We start from the raw sequence: 16430 nt of genomic DNA on the forward strand, positions 1-16430 counted from the left end.
GATGTTCGACGAGCTCAAGATAGGTGCCCTGCGTCGCGCGGGAGAGGCCTGGGGACGCTGGCTGGTGGCGGGTCTGGCGCTGGCGCTGGTGGTGATGTCACTGCTCTCCGGCGCTTGGGTGCAGATGCTGCTTGCATTGGCCGCAGGTGGGGCGGCCATGCTGTTCTGGCCGCGAATGCTCCCCGGGTCTGGGGATAGTGCCCTCTCCAATGAACAGGCGCCCTGCGCCCGGGTCCTCGAGGAAGTGGGCCAGACCATTCAAGGCGAGGCCAGCCACGTGGAGGAGGAGGTGGGGCGTGTCACGTCCATGATCGGTCACGCGGTTCAGGAACTGTCCTCCACCTTCACCCGCATGCATGAACTCTCCAACCACCAGGCCGCACTGCTCCGCGACAGCATCCAGTTTGAGGATGAGGGCGGTGAGCCCGTGAGCCTGTCCACGTTCATGAGCGGTTTCGCCTCCCGCTCTGACCACTCCCTGCAGCACTTCATTGACACCCTGGTCGAGGTGAGCAAGCTGAGCGTGCAGACCGCCCATCACATGGACGACATGCTGGGGCACCTGGACGGCATCTTCCGGCTGCTGGAGGAATCCAGTTCCCTGGCGGACCAGACCAACCTGCTGGCCCTGAACGCCAGCATCGAGGCCGCCCGCGCCGGGGATGCGGGCCGGGGTTTCGCGGTGGTCGCCACCGAGGTCCGCGCGCTGTCGCAGCGCTCGGCGCAGTTCAACGAGCAGATCCGCGCCAAGGTCAACGAGACGCGCCAGGCGGTGGCCAAGGTCCAGACGACCGTGGACCAGATGGCCTCCCGGGACATGAACGAGACCCTGGGAGAGAAGGAACACATCCAGGAGATGTTCTCCCGCGCCGAGGCCCTGAGCGGTCGTCTGCAGTCGGCCCTGGACACGCTCTCGGACATCAGCCCGCAGCTGGAAACAGCGGTGGCCACGGCGGTGCGTGCCCTGCAGTTCGAGGACATGTCTTCCCAGTCGTTGGGCGCGGCCTCCCGAAGCCTCGCCCATGTGCGCGAGTTGTGCGGCGATCTGGAAACCCCCGGTGACACCGAGGCCCTGGTGCAGCGTGTGCGCTTGCGGCGCGAGGAATGGGCGCAGTCCCGCCACCGCCCGGTGTCCCAGACCTCCGTGGATGAAGGCGAAGTGGAGCTGTTTTGAGGCAGTGTTGTCGGGCCAAAGTCCGGCCTACGAATGGTTTACAGATCAGGAGCAGCTATGGGTATCAAGCGAAGCGAGGATTCCAACGGCAAATGCATTGTCATCCACGTGGACGGTCGTTTCGATTTCTCTCAACAGCGGGCGTTCCGGGATGCCTATCGGGACATGGCCGGCGGGCAGGTGGAGTACGTGGTGGATCTGAGCAAGGCGAGCTACATCGACAGCGCAGCCCTGGGTATGCTGCTGCTGTTGCGGGAGCATGCCGGTGGAGACAAGGCCAGGGTGAGCATCCAAGGCTGTTCCGCCGATGTGCGGAGAGTTCTGGATATTGCCAATTTCGGCCGCTTGTTCAACCTGAATTGATCCCCATGCTGCAGGACATGCCGGACACCGGAGCGCAGCAGCAGGCCGACCGCGGTATCGCCCTGGTGGTGGATGACGAAGGTGCCAACCGGCGCCTGCTCCAGGCCCTGCTTCAGCGGCAGGGCTTTCGCACCCTCTGTGCCAGCACCGGTGAGCAGGCCCTGGAGCTGTTCGCCGCCGAGTCCGTGGACCTGGTGTTCATGGACGTGATGATGCCGGGCATGGACGGATACGAGACCACGCGCCGCATCAAGGCCATGGCAGGGGAGCGCTTCGTGCCGGTGATCTTTCTCACCGCCCTCAAGGACTCCGAATCCCTGGCCCGCTGCACCGAGGCCGGGGGGGATGATTTTCTCAGCAAGCCATTCGACTTCGCCATCCTGGATGCCAGGGTGCGGGCCATGGAGCGCATCCGTGATCTGCACCGCCGTCTTGCTGCGCAGCATCAGGTGCTGGCCGAGGCCCGGGAACGGGATCACGTGGAGCAGCAACTGGCGGAGCGCATCTTTCACCGGGTGGTGGCCGCGCGCAACGTGGCCACCGACGAGATCGGTATCCTGCAACGGGCTGCGGCCACCTTCTGTGGCGACCTGGTGCTGTCCGCCTATCTGCCCGACGGCGGGCTGCGGGTCCTGGTGGGCGATTTCACCGGCCACGGGCTGGCGGCGGCCATCGGCGCCCTGCCGGTCACGGAGATCTTCCATGCCATGACCTGGGACGGCGCGGATGACCTGGAACTGCTCACGGAGATCAACCGCCGGCTCTACGACCTGCTGCCCGCGGACCGGTTCATGGCCGCCTGCCTGGCGACCCTGTCTGCACGGCACAACGTCCTGAGATTCTGGAACGGCGGCATGCCGCCCGCCCTGTTGTGGGGACCCCAGGGCGTACGTTCACTGCCGTCCCGCGGCCTGCCCCTGGGCATCGTTCCGGATCTGCCGCGGGATGGCGCCCTGGAGCAGATCAGCGTTCTGGCCGAGGAGCGCCTGCTCATGCTCAGCGATGGTCTGACCGAGGCCGAGGACGGGGCGGGAGCCATGCTGGGAGAGGGGGCTGTGCTGGACTGGCTGCGGCACATCGATGACCCGCAACGGCTGCTGCCCGATCTTGCCCGGCTCCTGGAGGCCCACTGTGACGGGATCCCGCAACGGGATGACATCACGGCGGTCGAGTTGCCCATGAATGCATGTACCGATGCCTGTCCGGTGCGGCGGGATCTGGAGTGGCCCGCCGAGGGCGGTTGGCGCTGGTTCATGGAATGGAGCGGCAGGCATCTGCCGGCCTCCCCGGGCTTGCTGGATGCCCTGCGGCCCCTGGGCCTGCTGGAGGGGCTGGAGGCCCATCAGGCCGCCCTGGAGGGCATCGTCAATGAGCTCTATGCCAATGCCCTGGAGCACGGGGTGCTGGAATTGCCCTCGGCCATGAAATCCCTGCCGGACGGCTTCGAACTCTACTACGCCGAACGGGCCAGGCGGCTGGAAAAGGGTGTGCGCGGGCGCATTTGTGTCGAGGTGCGTTACGAGGCCCTGGATGCCGGCGGCCGCTTCATCGTGCGCGTGGGTGACAGCGGCCAGGGTTTCGAGCCTGAACCGCCGGTCCCGCCAGAGGAGGCCCTGTTGCGCCCCTGGGGGCGGGGAGTCTCCCTGGTGCGAGAATGGTGTGAGTCCGTGCAGTACCTGGGCAATGGCAACCAGGTCGAGGCGGTTTACCGCTGGTCCTGAGACCGCTCCCCACGCCTGGGCATCTTCAGGTCGGCCCAGGGATGAGAGCCAGCTCACACATTGATTCATGGTTTCGATGAATCTGCCCGATACTTGGCCGTGTCTATTGAAAAAATATTAAAAATGTTAATCATTGCATTTATGGCAAAGCGACACGATCAAGCAAGGGATTTCTACACCACCCGAGAGGCGGCCAAGGTCCTGGGTGTGTCTCTCACCACCGTGCAGCTCTGGGTGGAGGCGGGCATCCTGCCGGCCTGGAAGACGCCGGGAGGGCACCGGCGCCTGGCCAGGGATGCCGTGGATCGGCTGCAACGGGAGCAGCAAAGCGCCAAGCAGCCGGCCCTTGGTCGGCTCAAGGTCCTGGTGGTGGAGGATGAGCCGGTGCAACGGGAACTCTACCGCCTGCAGTTCGCCCGCTGGGGCCTGAACCTGGATCTGCGCCTGGCGGAAAACGGGTTCGATGGCCTGATTCAGGTGGGTCGTGAGGTGCCGGACCTGGTGATCACCGACCTGGACATGCCGGGCATGGATGGTTTCCAGATGATCCGTCACCTGTTCCGCCAGGTGCCGGGCATCGGCAAGGTGGTGGTGGTCAGTGCGCTCTCGCCCGAGGAGATCAGGGCTCGCGGAGGTGTGCCGGAGCAGATTCCGGTTTACGCCAAGCCCGTGCCCTTCGCCGCCCTGCGCAAGCTCATCGAGCAGGAACTCACTGAGCGCGCCTTCCCGAGACGCGCCTCATGAGTGAACTGCCGGCCCTGCGTGTCCTGGTGGTGGAGGACCACCCGGTCAACCGCGGCCTGCTGGCCCGGCAACTGGGGCTGCTCGGCTGCCAAGTGGAGGCCGTGGCCGATGCCGAGACCGCATTGGAGGCATGGCGTCGCAGCCGTCATGACCTGGTGCTTACAGACCTGAACCTGCCCGGCATCGACGGCGCCGAGTTGGTGCGCCGGCTGCGGTCGGAGACGGCGGACCGGGGCGAGGCGCCCGTGATCATCGCCATCACCGGCACCTGGGAGCCGGAGCGTCAGGCCCCGCTGCAGGCGGCCGGCGTAGACCAGATCCTGGTCAAACCGGTGGATCTCCACGAGTTGCGTGCCATTCTCATGCGTTGGCAAGAAGGCGAGCCAGACCGGGTCCCCAAGGCCATCGCCAAGCCCGTGCAGCCGGCAGCGTTACCGGTGGCTTTCGATCGCCGGGTCCTCTCCGAACTGCTCGGCGAGGCAGCGGGCGAGGATTCCAGGCGGCTGGTGCAACTGTTTCTGGATAACGCGATGCAGGGGTTGGCGGAGGCCGAGGCGTCGCTGGCGGACCGTGACAGGGAACGGCTCAGGCAATTCCTGCATCGCCAGCGTTCCGCCGCCGCCGCCGTCGGCGCGCTCGGATTCGTGGACCAGGTGCTGGGCCTGGAGCTGGCCCTGCGCGAAGGGGATTGGGACACGCTGGAACGGCAATGGCCACGGTTGCACGAGGCCCTGTCGAGTCTTGAACGCATGTTGCGGGGCAGGGATGCCAAAGAGACAGCGATGTCGTCACGGGGCACCCATGTCCGCGGTCGGGATTGATCCGCTCTGCGGCGCCCGGGTGCTGCTCCTGGCCCCGGCGCCGGAGGTGCTGGCGGCCCACGTGGATCTGCTGGCAGGGCTCGGCTGTGAGCTGCATGTGGAGCACGACACCGGCCAGGCCCTGGCCGGGCTTGCCGACCTGGATCCCCACGTGATTCTCCTGGCCCTGGACGACAGCCAGGATGCGCTCTCCGCCCTGGCCAGCGCCATGGCGGGGGAGACACCCGATCTCTCAAGGCCTGTGCTGTGCCTGACCGACGCGGAGCGCTGGTCCGAGGCGCCCGCCTCTGACATGGAACTGGATGTCCTGCCTGGGCCGTTGAGCCCTGTCCAGCTGGCGGTGGCGCTGCGGGCGCGGGTGCGACAGGCGCGGGCCCTTCGGGACCTGCGCGACAGGCTGGACGAGAGACACCGCGAGTGGCAGCGGGTGCGCGAAGCACTGGACCGGCACGCCATCGTGAGTATCGCCGACCGGGCCGGCAACATCACCCATGTCAACGACCTGTTCTGCCGCATCAGTGGATACAGCCGGGAGGAACTCCTCGGACGCAACCATCGCCTGATCAAGTCCGGGGAGCATCCGGACGGGTTTTACCAGGATTTATGGCGCACCATTGCCGGGGGCGAGACCTGGCAGGGGGAGATCTGCAACCGTCGCAAGGACGGTTCCCTTTACTGGGTCAGCAGCACGATCACCCCGGTCCTGGACGGGCAAGGCAGACCCTGTCAGTACATCTCCATCCGCACCGATATCAGTGCACTGAAGACCGCCGAGATGGGCCTGCGTCGTCAGCACGAGATGCAGCGCATGGTGGCCCGCGCGGCCGTGGGCTTCATCAACAGGAACATCGACGAGGCCTTCATGCAGGCCTTGCAGATCTGCGGCGAGTACGTGGGCGCCGACCGGTCCTACCTGTTCCTGTATTCCGATGACGGGACTACGGTCACCAACACCCATGAATGGTGCGCGCCGGGCATCACGCCCCAGAAGGATCGTATCCGCGATGTCTCAATCGCGGAGATGGGCTGGATCGCGCAGCGGCTCGCGACCGATAGCGAACTGGTCATCTCGGACGTCGCCTGCCTACCGTCTGAGGCGACGCGGGATCGCGCCTTCCTGGAGGCCCAGGGGATCCGTTCTCTGCTCCTGGTGCCGGTCCGCCATCGGGGCGTGACCATCGGCTTCATGGGTTACGACGCCGTGTCGGATACCCGGGAGTGGACCACGGAGGAGATCTCAGGCCTGCGGGTCCTGGCGAACATGCTGGCCAACGCCCTGGTGCGTCACAGGACCCAGATGGCCCTGCGGGACAGCGAGGCGCAGCTGCGTCTGCGCACCGAGGCCATCGAGGCAGCCATGAGCGCCATCGTGATTGCCGATGCCCGCCAGCCGGACATGCCCATCATCTACACCAACGCTGCCTTCAAGCGCATCACCGGCTATGGAGATGACGAGGCACTCGGGCACAACTGCCGCTTCCTGCAGGGCGAGGATACCGGGCAGCCGGCGCTCGATGAACTGCGTGCGGCCGTCCGGGCAGGGCGTCCGACCAAGGTGCTGTTGAGGAATTACCGCAAGGACGGTGCCCTGTTCTGGAACGAACTGAGCCTGGCACCGGTACGGGATTACGCGGGTGAACTGTCCCATTACATCGGCGTTGCCACCGATGTCACCGACCGGGTCGCCGCCACCGAGGCCCTGGAGCGCAGCGAAGAGCGTCTGCGCATGAGCCAGGTGTACGCCAATATCGGTACCTGGGATTGGGACATCCGGTCGGGTGCCCTGTTCTGGTCCGAGCGCATCGCCCCTTTGTTCGGCTATAACGAGGGATTCACCGAAACCAGCTATGAGAACTTCATGGCGGCGGTGCATCCCGAGGACCGGGACAGCGTGGTGGAGGCGATTCGGCGCTGCATGGAGGACGGGCAGGACTACTTCGTAGAGCATCGCGTGGTCTGGCCCGACGGCAACATTCGCTGGCTGCTGGAACGAGGGGACGTGGTGCGCGGCGAGCAGGGCGAGCCATTGCACATGCTCGGGGTGGTGCAGGACATCACAGACCGCAAGCAGGCTGAGCTGGCCCTTGAAGAGCAGCGGCAGCTGCTGCTGGAAGCCCAGCGCCTGGCGCGATTGGGTAGTTGGAGTGCGGATATCTCCAGTGGTGTCGTGCTGTGGTCTGACGAGATCTACCGCATCTTCGGGCGCGACCCTGACCAGTTTCAACCCAGTGTCGAAGCCTTCCATGCCTCGGTACATCCCGAGGACCTGCACCTGGTGCATGAAAGCGAGCGCCTAGCCGAGCTCACGGGCAATCACGACGTGGTGCACCGTATTTTGCGCCCCGATGGGGAGATCCGCTATGTGCACGAGTTGGGTCGGGCGGAGTGGGATGAGGCGGGTCGTATGGTCCGTATGGTGGGCACGGTTCAGGATATCACCGAGCAGGTCGATGCGGAGAATGCCCTGATCCGGGCGCGCGAGGAGGCCGAGCAGGCCAGTCGCGCCAAATCGGAATTCCTGTCCAGCATGAGTCATGAGCTGCGCACCCCGATGAACGCCGTGCTGGGTTTCGCACAATTGCTGCAATACGACGCCCGACTCGAGCAGGATCAACAGGACAGTATCCACGAGATCCTGCGCGCCGGACGCCATCTGCTGGAGCTGATCAACGAGGTGCTGGATCTGGCCAGGGTGGAGTCGGGACGCATCGACCTGTCCCTGGAACCGGTCGAGCTGTGCGCTGTGGTGGAGGACTGCCTGGGGTTGATGGAGCCCCTGGCCCGGGAGCGGCGACTCACCGTGGAACACCAGGGCCTGTCCGGCGTGGTGGTCCGGGCGGACCGGGGGCGTCTCAAACAGGTGCTGCTCAACCTGATCAGCAATGCCATCAAGTACAACCGCGATCAGGGCCGGATCGACCTGCGCGTCGCCAGCGCCGGCGCGCAGCGGGTGCGTGTGCTGGTGGAGGATACCGGTCCGGGCATCCCCGTTGAGTTGCAGGCCCGCTTGTTCGAACCCTTCAATCGGCTGGGGGCCGAAGGCAGCGACGTGGAGGGCACCGGCATCGGCCTGACCATCAGCCGTCGCCTGATCGAGATGATGGGTGGACAGATTGGTGTGGATAGCAAGCCTGGCAAGGGCAGCCGGTTCTGGGTTGAACTGCCCCTGGAACAGCAGGAGGTGTCGGAACACGCTCAGTCGGACGCCGATGAGGATTCAGAGACACTGACCGATGACGGTCGGCAGCATCTGCTGCTGTACGTGGAGGACAACCCCGCGAACCTCAAGCTGGTCAGCCAGATGCTGGCGCGGCGTCCGCATATCCATCTGCTCACCGCCCATACCCCGGAACTGGGGCTGGAACTGGCCATGGCCAGGCAACCGGATCTGGTCTTGCTGGACATCAACCTGCCGGGCATGGATGGCTACCAGGTGCTGGAGGTGTTGCGGGCTGACAGTCGGCTGCGCCATGTGCCGGTGGTGGCCATCAGCGCCAACGCCATGGAGCGGGACATCGAGCGTGGGCGGACGGCGGGCTTTGCCGAGTATCTGACCAAGCCCCTGGACTTGATGCGTTTCAACGCGGTGCTCGACCGTCTGCTGGGCACTGCGGCACCGGGCGGGCAGGCGCCATGACCGCCTGGGTCACGGATCATCTGCCTGCGTTCTACGGGCTCTATGGCCTGGCCCTGTTTTCTCTGGGTGTGGCGGCACTGGTGCTGCCCCGTTCCGGCAAGGGCTTGTCCGTGGCGCCGCACCTGCCCTGGCTGGCAGCCTTTGGATTGTTGCTGGGTCTGGTGAAGGTCCTCGACGTGGACATGATGTTGGCCCCTTCGGGCGTCCTGGCCTGGTCGTCCACACTCATCTCTGCGGGCGCCTTCATCGCCTTGCTGGAATTCGGGAGACGCCTCTGGAACACCGGGTCTGGTCGGATCCGCCTGTCAGCCGTACCGCTCTATGGCGTGCTGATGCTCGGCGTCACGGGATTCATCGGGTGGCTGCCCGATATGCGCCTGGGCGTGGAGGTGGGGGCACGCTACCTGCTGGGTTTGCCGGGCGCCTGGCTCACGGGCGCCGCCCTTCTGCTGGCCTGGCGCGAGGCCCTCAAGAACAACGCAGCAAGCCTCATGGCCCCGTGGTTGTTGGCGGCGTCAGTGGCCATGATCTTCTTCGGTGTGCTGATTCCCGTTACCCCGAATGCCGGGACCCTTGTGCCGCCCTGGCTCCCCACTGATGAGGATTTCCTTCGCCTCACGGGCATGCCTGTGCAGTTTCCCCGTGCGTTCTCTGCGCTGATCCTTGCGGCTGCGTTCGTCATGCTGATCCGTCAGGTCAGCCAGCGTACCGCAGAGAGCCTGCATCGGGTGGTGGATAACCTCAACGGCTTCGTCTACCGCTGTCGCAACGACCGCAACTGGACCGTGGTGTACATGAGCGAGGGTACCGAGCGGCTGACCGGCTACCCCGCGGACGACTTCCTGAAACGGGACGGCGTACATTTCGGCACATTGATTCACCCCGACGATCAGGAACGGGTCTGGGAACAGGTCCAGGCGGGCCTGGCCGAGCGCAGACCCTACGAGATCGGCTACCGCTTCATCGATCGGCAGGGGAGGGTGCGCTGGGTTTATGAGCATGGTCAAGGTGTGTTCGACGCGCACGGGTATCTGCTTTACCTGGAAGGCCATGTGCAGGACGACAGCGCTCGCCGCCAGGCGGAGGCGGAGATGCGCGTCAAGAACGCCGCCGTGGACTCCTCCATCAATGCCATCGCCATCGCCGGACTGGATGGCCGCCTGCAGTATGTGAACCCCGCCTTTGTGAAACTCTGGGGCCTGCCCGATGCGGATGGGGCCATCGGGCGATCCGCGCTGGAGTTCTGGGAGCAGCCGCAGGCCGCCCAGGCGGTGATCGAGGCCCTGATGGCGCGGGGCTATTGGCAAGGCGAACTGCTGGCCAGGCGCCAGGACAGCAGCACCGCGGAACTGCAGCTCTCGGCTCACCTGGTCAAGGATGAGAATGGCGGCCCCTTGTGCCTGATGGCCTCCTTCGTGGATGTCACTGCCCACCGGGAGGCGGAGCGTCAGATACAGCGGGAACGGGATTTCGCCACCAGCCTGCTCAACACGTCTCCCGTGATCGTGCTGCTGCTGGATCCCCAGGGCAATATCCAGTACATCAACCCCTTCTTCGAGCGGCTCGCCGGCTACAGCCTGGAGGAGGTGCGCGGCAAGCCCTGGTTCGAGACCTTCCTGCCTGAACGGGACCGGGCGAGGATCCGGGCGATCTTCGAGGGTGCCATCACGGACACGCCGGCCAGGGGGAACATCAACCCCATCGTCACCCGCGCGGGCGCGGAGCGGGAGATCGAATGGCATGACCAACTGATGCGCGATGCCGATGGACATACCACCGGGCTGCTGGTAATAGGCCTGGATGTCACGGAGCGCCTCGCCGCCAACCAGCAGGCGAAGATGCTGCAGTGGTTGGTGGATAGATCTCCGCAACCCATCGGCTGGGCCAATCTGGATGGTTCGATACAGTATCTCAATGAGGCCTTCCGGGCGCTGATGCAGGTCCCTGATACGATCCCCAACAGCGATCTCCAGGTACGCGCATTCTATGACGCAGAGGGTGTGGCCTTGCTGGAGTCCCGTTGTTTGCCCGAGGTGCTCGAACAGGGGCAGTGGACCGGGGAGCTGACCCTGCACTCACCCTACGGGCCAGTCGTGCCCACCCTCCACAGTGTCTTCAGTCTGCAAGATAGCGACGGCCAGGTGATCGCGATCGCCAACGTGATGACCGACCTCACCGAGCTCAAACGTGCCCAGGCGGCCACCCTGGAGAGTGAATCCCGCTACAGGCTCCTGTACGAGCTTTCCTACGAAGGCATCGTCTACGCCGATGTGGAGACCCTGGGCTTCGTCGCGGCCAATCCCCGTTTTGCGGAGATGCTCGGATACGACCCTTCGGACATACCACGCCTGGGTGTCAGGGACATCCACCCGGAGTCCTCGCTGGCCTGGGTCATGGAGCGCTTTCAGGATTTGGCCCGCGGCCGGATCAAGATCGCCACCGACATCCCCGTGCTGCGGCGGGACGGCTCGGTGTTCTATGCCGATGTGACCGCCAGCATGATCGCCCTGGAGGGTCGGATGTTGCTGGTGGGCATCTTCCGGGACGTGACCCAGCGCCGCCGGGAGGCGGAGCTGATCCGGGAGATGAACCTGCAACTGGAGAGTCGTGTCAGGGAGCGTACCCGGGAGCTGGAGATGTCCAAGGCCTTCGCCGAGGCGGCCAATCTGGCCAAGTCGGAGTTTCTCTCGCGCATGAGTCACGAGCTGCGCACCCCGCTGAATGCCATCCTGGGCTTCGCCCAGTTACTGGACACCGATCCGGTGCAACCCTTGCATGGGAACCAGGCGGAGAGCGTGGCGGAGATCCTGCGAGCTGGAGAACACCTGCTGGCCCTGGTCAACGAGGTGCTGGATCTCAGCCGTATCGAGAGCGGCCATCTGGACCTGCAGCTGGAGGTGGTGGATCTGGGCGAGGTCGCCCGGGCCTGCCTGTCCCAGTTGCGGCCCCTGGCCATCCAGCGTGGCATCGCGCTCCCTGGTCAGGCCTGCGCCTCGACCTGGGTCCGTGCCGACAGGCGGCGACTGACCCAGGTCCTGTTGAACCTGGTATCCAATGCCATCAAGTACAACCGCGACGGCGGGCGCGTGGACATCGAATGCCTCGTGCAGCCCGACGGGCGGACACGCGTCAGTGTGCGCGATACCGGCCGCGGTATTGCCCGGGACGACCTGCCGCGTCTGTTCCGGCCCTTCGAGCGCCTTGAATCCGCCTACGAAGGCATCGAGGGCACGGGGATCGGCCTGGCCCTGGCGAAGCGGCTGGTGGAGGCCATGGGCGGGGCGATCGGGGTGGACAGCGTACCGGGGGAGGGGAGTTGTTTCTGGTTTGAGCTGGAGGCGGTGGGCAGTACAAACGGAGGCGTCGTCGCGGAGACCCCCTCGCAGGCCCTGCCGGCCTCCGCGCATGCTGTGCGCAAGGTGCTCTGTATCGAGGACAATCCAGCCAACCTGAGACTGGTCAGCAAACTGCTGGCGGCGCGACCCGATGTGCGTCTGCTGGAAGCGCGGGATGGCCGCAGCGGGGTGCAGCGTTGTCTCTCCGAGCGCCCCGACCTGGTCCTGCTGGACATCAACTTGCCGGACATGGATGGCTTCGAGGTGTTTCGCCTGCTGAGGGAGAACATCGAGACCCGTCACATCCCGATCATTGCCGTCACCGCCAATGCGATGCCCGGCGATCAGGAGCGGGGCAGGCAGGTGGGTTTCGACGCCTATCTCATCAAGCCCCTGGATGTCACCCGTTTCTTCGAGTGCCTGGATCGATACCTGGATTCACCCTAGTGTCCTGAGTCAGAGATTCGTTGCATTTCAGAGCCCCGCACAAGACCCAAGGCAAGGCGCGGGCCGCAGGCAATGGCAAGCCCTTGGCAAGGACCGCAACGCCGCATTGGGTCTTGTGCGGGGCTCCCTGCGGGCGGGCCTGTCCGGGCGCTCGGCCGCGTTGCTCTCGCTCGAATGGGCCTGCCCGTCCTTCGCTCGTGCGCCTTGCCGCGCATCCCGTACAGGCCCGCTGAAATGTAACGAATCTCTGACTCAGGACACTAGCGTCCTCGGCTTGCTACGCGCACCTGACTCCAACAGGCTCCCGGGCGGGCTTGTGTCTCATTTTCAGAAAGTGTGACAATCGTCACGGTTATAAGACCTCAGTGAGTTTGAGGCCATGAGCGATTTTGACAACGATGTTCCTGAAAACCTGTCGCGCAAGGTCCTGAACAGCCTCGAGGACCGCATTGCGGTCCTGGATGCCCGGGGTGAGATCATTGCGGTGAACCGCGCCTGGCGGGCGTATGGCGAGGCCCATGGCCTAAGCCCTGACCGGGGCGCCTGCGGTGGCAATTACCTGTCAGTCTGCCAGCGCGCCGCCCGGGAGGAATCGCTGGGTGCGGCGGAGGTGGCCGAAGGTCTGCAGGGGGTCATCGAAGGCAGGCTGTCCCGGTTCGAAACCCTGTATCCCTGTCACGACGGCCACGAACTGCGCTGGTTCCTGATGCGGGCCACGGCTCTGTCCCCTTGTGAAGGCGACGCCCGGGTCGTGGTCAGCCATGTGGATGTCACCGCGTCCCATCGGCTGGAACTGGACCGGGCGGCCCATGACCGGGAAAACATCCGGGTGGCGGAGCAGTTGCTGAAGGCGCGCCAGGCCGCCGAGCGCGCCAGCGAGGCCAAGACGGCGTTCATCTCCAACATGAGTCATGAGCTGCGCACCCCGCTCAATGCCATCATCGGCTTCGCGCAGCTCATGGAGCTGGATCCGCTCGGCGAGGATACCGCGGCCAGTCTCAGGGAGATCGTGCGGGCCGGCCGGCACCTGCAGGCCCTGCTGGACGAGGCCCTGGACCTGACCCGTATCGAGCAGGGCAGGGTGGAGTTGCACTGCGAGCCGGTCAACCTGCGCACCGTGCTGCTGGAATGCTTCTCCCTGACCGAACCCGATGCCGCCGCCCACGGCGTTAGCCTGGAGGCGCCACCCGAGGACTGCGCGTCCCTGTGGGTCACGGCGGACAGGCGGCGTCTGTGCCAGGTCCTGCTGAACCTGCTCTCCAATGGCATCAAGTACAACCGGCCCGGGGGACGGGTGGATGTCCATTGTCATCGTCACCGTGACGGCCGCGCCGAGATCATCATCACCGATACCGGCGTCGGCATTCCCGAGGCCCGCCAGTCCGAGTTGTTTCAGGCTTTCAACCGCCTGGACCAGGAAGGCGGCTTCATCGAGGGCACCGGGCTGGGTCTGGCGATCAGCAAGCACCTGGTGGAACTGATGGGGGGCGGTATCCAGGTTACCAGCGCGCAAGGGAAGGGCAGCAGCTTCAGCCTGTTCCTGCCCCTGGCCGGCGATTCCGGCGCGGCCCTTGGCCGGGAGGCGTCGGGGCCCCGTGCGGCACTCGGGGGGCCGGCCGGCCGACGGCACAAGGTGCTGTACGTGGAGGACAATGCCGCCAACCTGCGCCTGGTGGAGGCCCTGCTATCGCGCCGGGAGGATCTGGAATTCCTGGGTGTACAGGACCCGGCCGAGTGCCTACCCCTGGCCCGGCGGGCACGGCCGGACCTGATCATGCTGGACATCAACCTGCCCGGTACCAGCGGCTATGCGCTGCTTGAGGCCCTGCGTCAGACCCCCGGATTCGAGCGCACGCCCATCATTGCCGTCAGCGCCAATGCCATGCCCTTCGAGGTGGAGCGGGGTCTGGAGGCGGGTTTTGCCCGCTATCTGACCAAACCCCTGGACATCGGCCTGTTCATGGAGACCCTGGACGAGTTGCTCGAGGCCCCTGACGAGGGCTGACGTGGCACGTCTTGCCGGGCCTGCCTGGCCCGGCTGTACCCACCCGGCGGCGGGGTGTTACACTGCGCCCCCGCTCGTTGACCGGTCCAGGCCGGTTGACTTGCAACCCTTCAATGGTGACCCGCATCGGTCCCCTCGCGACAATAAGCTGTGAACCCCGCCAGGCCCGGAAGGGAGCAACGGTAACAGTGGACTTGGGCGCCGGGGTGTGGCTGGTGCGGGTTGCCACCTTTAAGGGCAGTGGCAAGTCTCAAGTGGCTAGTGGCAAGGAAAGTCAACCGACTTTCTCCCTCCCCCTCATGGGGGAGGGCCGGGGTGAGGGTGGTTTTCCTTGCCACTTGCCACTTGCCACTTGCCACTTGCCACTTGCCACTTGCCACTTGCCACTGCATTCATCGCCACTGTTCCATTGAGCCAAGGTGTGCCGCCTGCGGTATCATGGTCCTCCCATGCCTACCCAGAACACGTAGCATCCCAAATGTCTTATCAGGTTCTTGCCCGCAAATGGCGTCCGCGCAGTTTCGAGGAGATGGTGGGCCAGCCCCATGTGGTGCGCGCCCTCTCCAATGCCCTGCGCGACCAGCGTCTGCACCATGCCTACCTGTTCACCGGGACCCGGGGCGTGGGCAAGACCACCGTGGCCCGGGTGCTGGCCAAGTGCCTGAACTGCGAAACGGGCGTGACCGCCACACCCTGCGGCCAGTGCAGCGCCTGCCGTGAGATCGACGAGGGGCGCTTCATCGACCTGATCGAGGTGGATGCCGCCTCCCGCACTAAGGTGGAGGACACCCGCGAACTGCTGGACAACGTCCAGTACGCGCCCACCCGGGGCCGCTACAAGGTGTACCTCATCGACGAGGTGCACATGCTCTCCACCCACAGTTTCAACGCGCTGCTCAAGACCCTGGAAGAGCCGCCGCCCCACGTGAAGTTCCTGCTGGCCACCACAGACCCGCAGAAGCTGCCCGTGACCATCCTCTCCCGCTGCCTGCAATTCAGCCTCAAGGCCATGCCCGCGGACATGGTGGGCGCGCACCTGAGGAAGGTGCTGGAGCAGGAGGGGGTTGATTTCGACCCGCCGGCCATCCTGCGCCTGGCCCGGGCCGCCTCGGGCAGCATGCGCGATGCCCTGAGCCTGCTAGACCAGGCCATCGCCTACGGCAGCGGCGCCCTGCGTGACGACGACGTGCGCGAGATGCTCGGCGCCATCTCCCAGGATCACCTGGAGCGCATGCTCCAGGCCCTGGCGGCCGGTGACGGCCCCGCCCTGATGGGGGCCGTGGACGACCTGGCCCAGCGGGCCCCGGACTACAACGCGGTGCTGGGAGAACTGGTCTCCCTGCTGCACCAGGTGGCCCTGGCCCAGCAGGTCCCCGAGGCCCTGGACGAGGGGGCGGTGGATGTGGCGGCGGTGCAGGCCCTGGCCCGGAGCCTGGCCCCGGAGGACGTGCAGCTCTATTACCAAATCGCCCTGCTGGCCCGTCGCGACCTTCCCCTGGCCCCGGATCCCCGGGCGGGCTTTGAGATGGCCCTGCTGCGCATGCTGGCCTTCCGGCCGGCGGGCGCCGGGGAGACCACGGCAGCTTCGTCCGTGCGCAGCCGGCCAGCGCCGGCACCCCGTAACGAGACCCAGGCACGGGCACCGGTCGAGCCCGCGCGCAGCGCGACGACACCGGAGCCGGCACCTGCGGTGCGCGAACCCCGAGTGCCCGAATCCATAGCCTCTCGACCGGCCCCGACCCCGGCCTCGACCCCGGCCTCGACGACGGCCCCCGGTGGGCTCGACTGGGTGGCCACGGTGGCGGCCATGGGGCTGGGCGGCCCGGTTTTGAACCTGGCCAACCACTGCGCCGTGGGCCGCTACCAAGATGGCGAGCTGGTGCTGAGCCTGGCCGCCCGGCACGAGACCCTGAAATCCGCAAACAGCGAACGGCGCCTGATCGAGGCGGTCAGACAGTATCTGGGTGAAGACCTCAAGGTACGCATCGAGATCGGCGAGCCCACGGCGGAGACCCCGGCACAATCCCAGGTACGCGCCTCGGAGGAACGTCAGCGGGCGGCGGAGGCGGCGGTGGCCGGCGATGAACTGACCGCCCGTCTGGGCGAGGTCTTCGGTGCCCAGGTGGTGCCGGGCTCCGTGAAACCCGTGTGAGCCCCGAACTCGGGGCGGCAGGCGAGAGGCC

At 65.9% G+C, this 16430-nt stretch carries 9 protein-coding genes and 1 other RNA gene; all 10 read left to right on the plus strand.

What is annotated here, in order from left to right; translation table 11 throughout:
• Window position 1: 1 nt before the first annotated feature.
• Complete coding sequence (locus D580_RS0107675; RefSeq protein ID WP_018953823.1) at window positions 2-1174, plus strand: methyl-accepting chemotaxis protein; 1173 nt, start codon at window positions 2-4, stop codon at window positions 1172-1174.
• A 57-nt stretch (window positions 1175-1231) separates the two neighbouring features.
• Window positions 1232-1537, plus strand: coding sequence for an STAS domain-containing protein (locus D580_RS0107680; protein ID WP_018953824.1), 306 nt, complete (start codon window positions 1232-1234; stop codon window positions 1535-1537).
• Window positions 1538-1542: 5 nt separating this feature from the next.
• Window positions 1543-3258 carry a SpoIIE family protein phosphatase gene (locus D580_RS0107685; protein WP_018953825.1) on the plus strand — a complete coding sequence of 572 codons (1716 nt, stop codon included), beginning with the start codon at window positions 1543-1545 and terminating at the stop codon, window positions 3256-3258.
• A 141-nt stretch (window positions 3259-3399) separates the two neighbouring features.
• Entirely contained in the window at window positions 3400-4002 is a 603-nt protein-coding gene (locus D580_RS0107690) for a response regulator (protein WP_018953826.1), read from the plus strand.
• Window positions 3999-4823 carry a hybrid sensor histidine kinase/response regulator gene (locus D580_RS0107695; RefSeq protein WP_018953827.1) on the plus strand — a complete coding sequence of 275 codons (825 nt, stop codon included), beginning with the start codon at window positions 3999-4001 and terminating at the stop codon, window positions 4821-4823. The genes D580_RS0107690 and D580_RS0107695 overlap by 4 nt, the downstream gene beginning before the upstream one ends.
• Entirely contained in the window at window positions 4804-8460 is a 3657-nt protein-coding gene (locus tag D580_RS15835) for a PAS domain-containing protein (RefSeq protein WP_018953828.1), read from the plus strand. Before D580_RS0107695 ends, D580_RS15835 begins: the two co-directional genes overlap by 20 nt.
• Window positions 8457-12242, plus strand: a complete 3786-nt coding sequence (locus D580_RS15840) for a PAS domain S-box protein (RefSeq protein WP_018953829.1) — start codon at window positions 8457-8459, stop codon at window positions 12240-12242. Before D580_RS15835 ends, D580_RS15840 begins: the two co-directional genes overlap by 4 nt.
• 379 nt (window positions 12243-12621) lie before the next feature.
• Window positions 12622-14247: an ATP-binding protein gene (locus tag D580_RS15320; RefSeq protein WP_018953830.1), complete on the plus strand. Its 1626-nt coding sequence runs from the start codon at window positions 12622-12624 to the stop codon at window positions 14245-14247.
• Between the two features lie 124 nt (window positions 14248-14371).
• Window positions 14372-14468: signal recognition particle sRNA small type (gene ffs / locus D580_RS16150), an RNA gene on the plus strand.
• Between the two features lie 257 nt (window positions 14469-14725).
• Window positions 14726-16399 (plus strand): DNA polymerase III subunit gamma/tau, encoded by a 1674-nt coding sequence (dnaX, locus tag D580_RS0107715; protein ID WP_018953831.1) that lies wholly within the window; start codon window positions 14726-14728, stop codon window positions 16397-16399.
• Window positions 16400-16430 lie beyond the last annotated feature (31 nt).

The sequence above is a fragment of the Thioalkalivibrio sulfidiphilus genome, assembly GCF_000377945.1.
Lineage (GTDB): Bacteria > Pseudomonadota > Gammaproteobacteria > Ectothiorhodospirales > Ectothiorhodospiraceae > Thioalkalivibrio_A > Thioalkalivibrio_A sulfidiphilus_A.

Coding starts and splice junctions, on each gene's coding strand:
- dnaX (WP_018953831.1), top strand. CDS start 14,726: ATGTCTTATCAGGTTCTTGCCCGCAAATGGCGTCCGCGCAGTTTCGAG.
- D580_RS0107680 (WP_018953824.1), top strand. CDS start 1,232: ATGGGTATCAAGCGAAGCGAGGATTCCAACGGCAAATGCATTGTCATC.
- D580_RS0107675 (WP_018953823.1), top strand. CDS start 2: ATGTTCGACGAGCTCAAGATAGGTGCCCTGCGTCGCGCGGGAGAGGCC.
- D580_RS15320 (WP_018953830.1), top strand. CDS start 12,622: ATGAGCGATTTTGACAACGATGTTCCTGAAAACCTGTCGCGCAAGGTC.
- D580_RS15840 (WP_018953829.1), top strand. CDS start 8,457: ATGACCGCCTGGGTCACGGATCATCTGCCTGCGTTCTACGGGCTCTAT.
- D580_RS0107695 (WP_018953827.1), top strand. CDS start 3,999: ATGAGTGAACTGCCGGCCCTGCGTGTCCTGGTGGTGGAGGACCACCCG.
- D580_RS0107685 (WP_018953825.1), top strand. CDS start 1,543: ATGCTGCAGGACATGCCGGACACCGGAGCGCAGCAGCAGGCCGACCGC.
- D580_RS0107690 (WP_018953826.1), top strand. CDS start 3,400: ATGGCAAAGCGACACGATCAAGCAAGGGATTTCTACACCACCCGAGAG.
- D580_RS15835 (WP_018953828.1), top strand. CDS start 4,804: ATGTCCGCGGTCGGGATTGATCCGCTCTGCGGCGCCCGGGTGCTGCTC.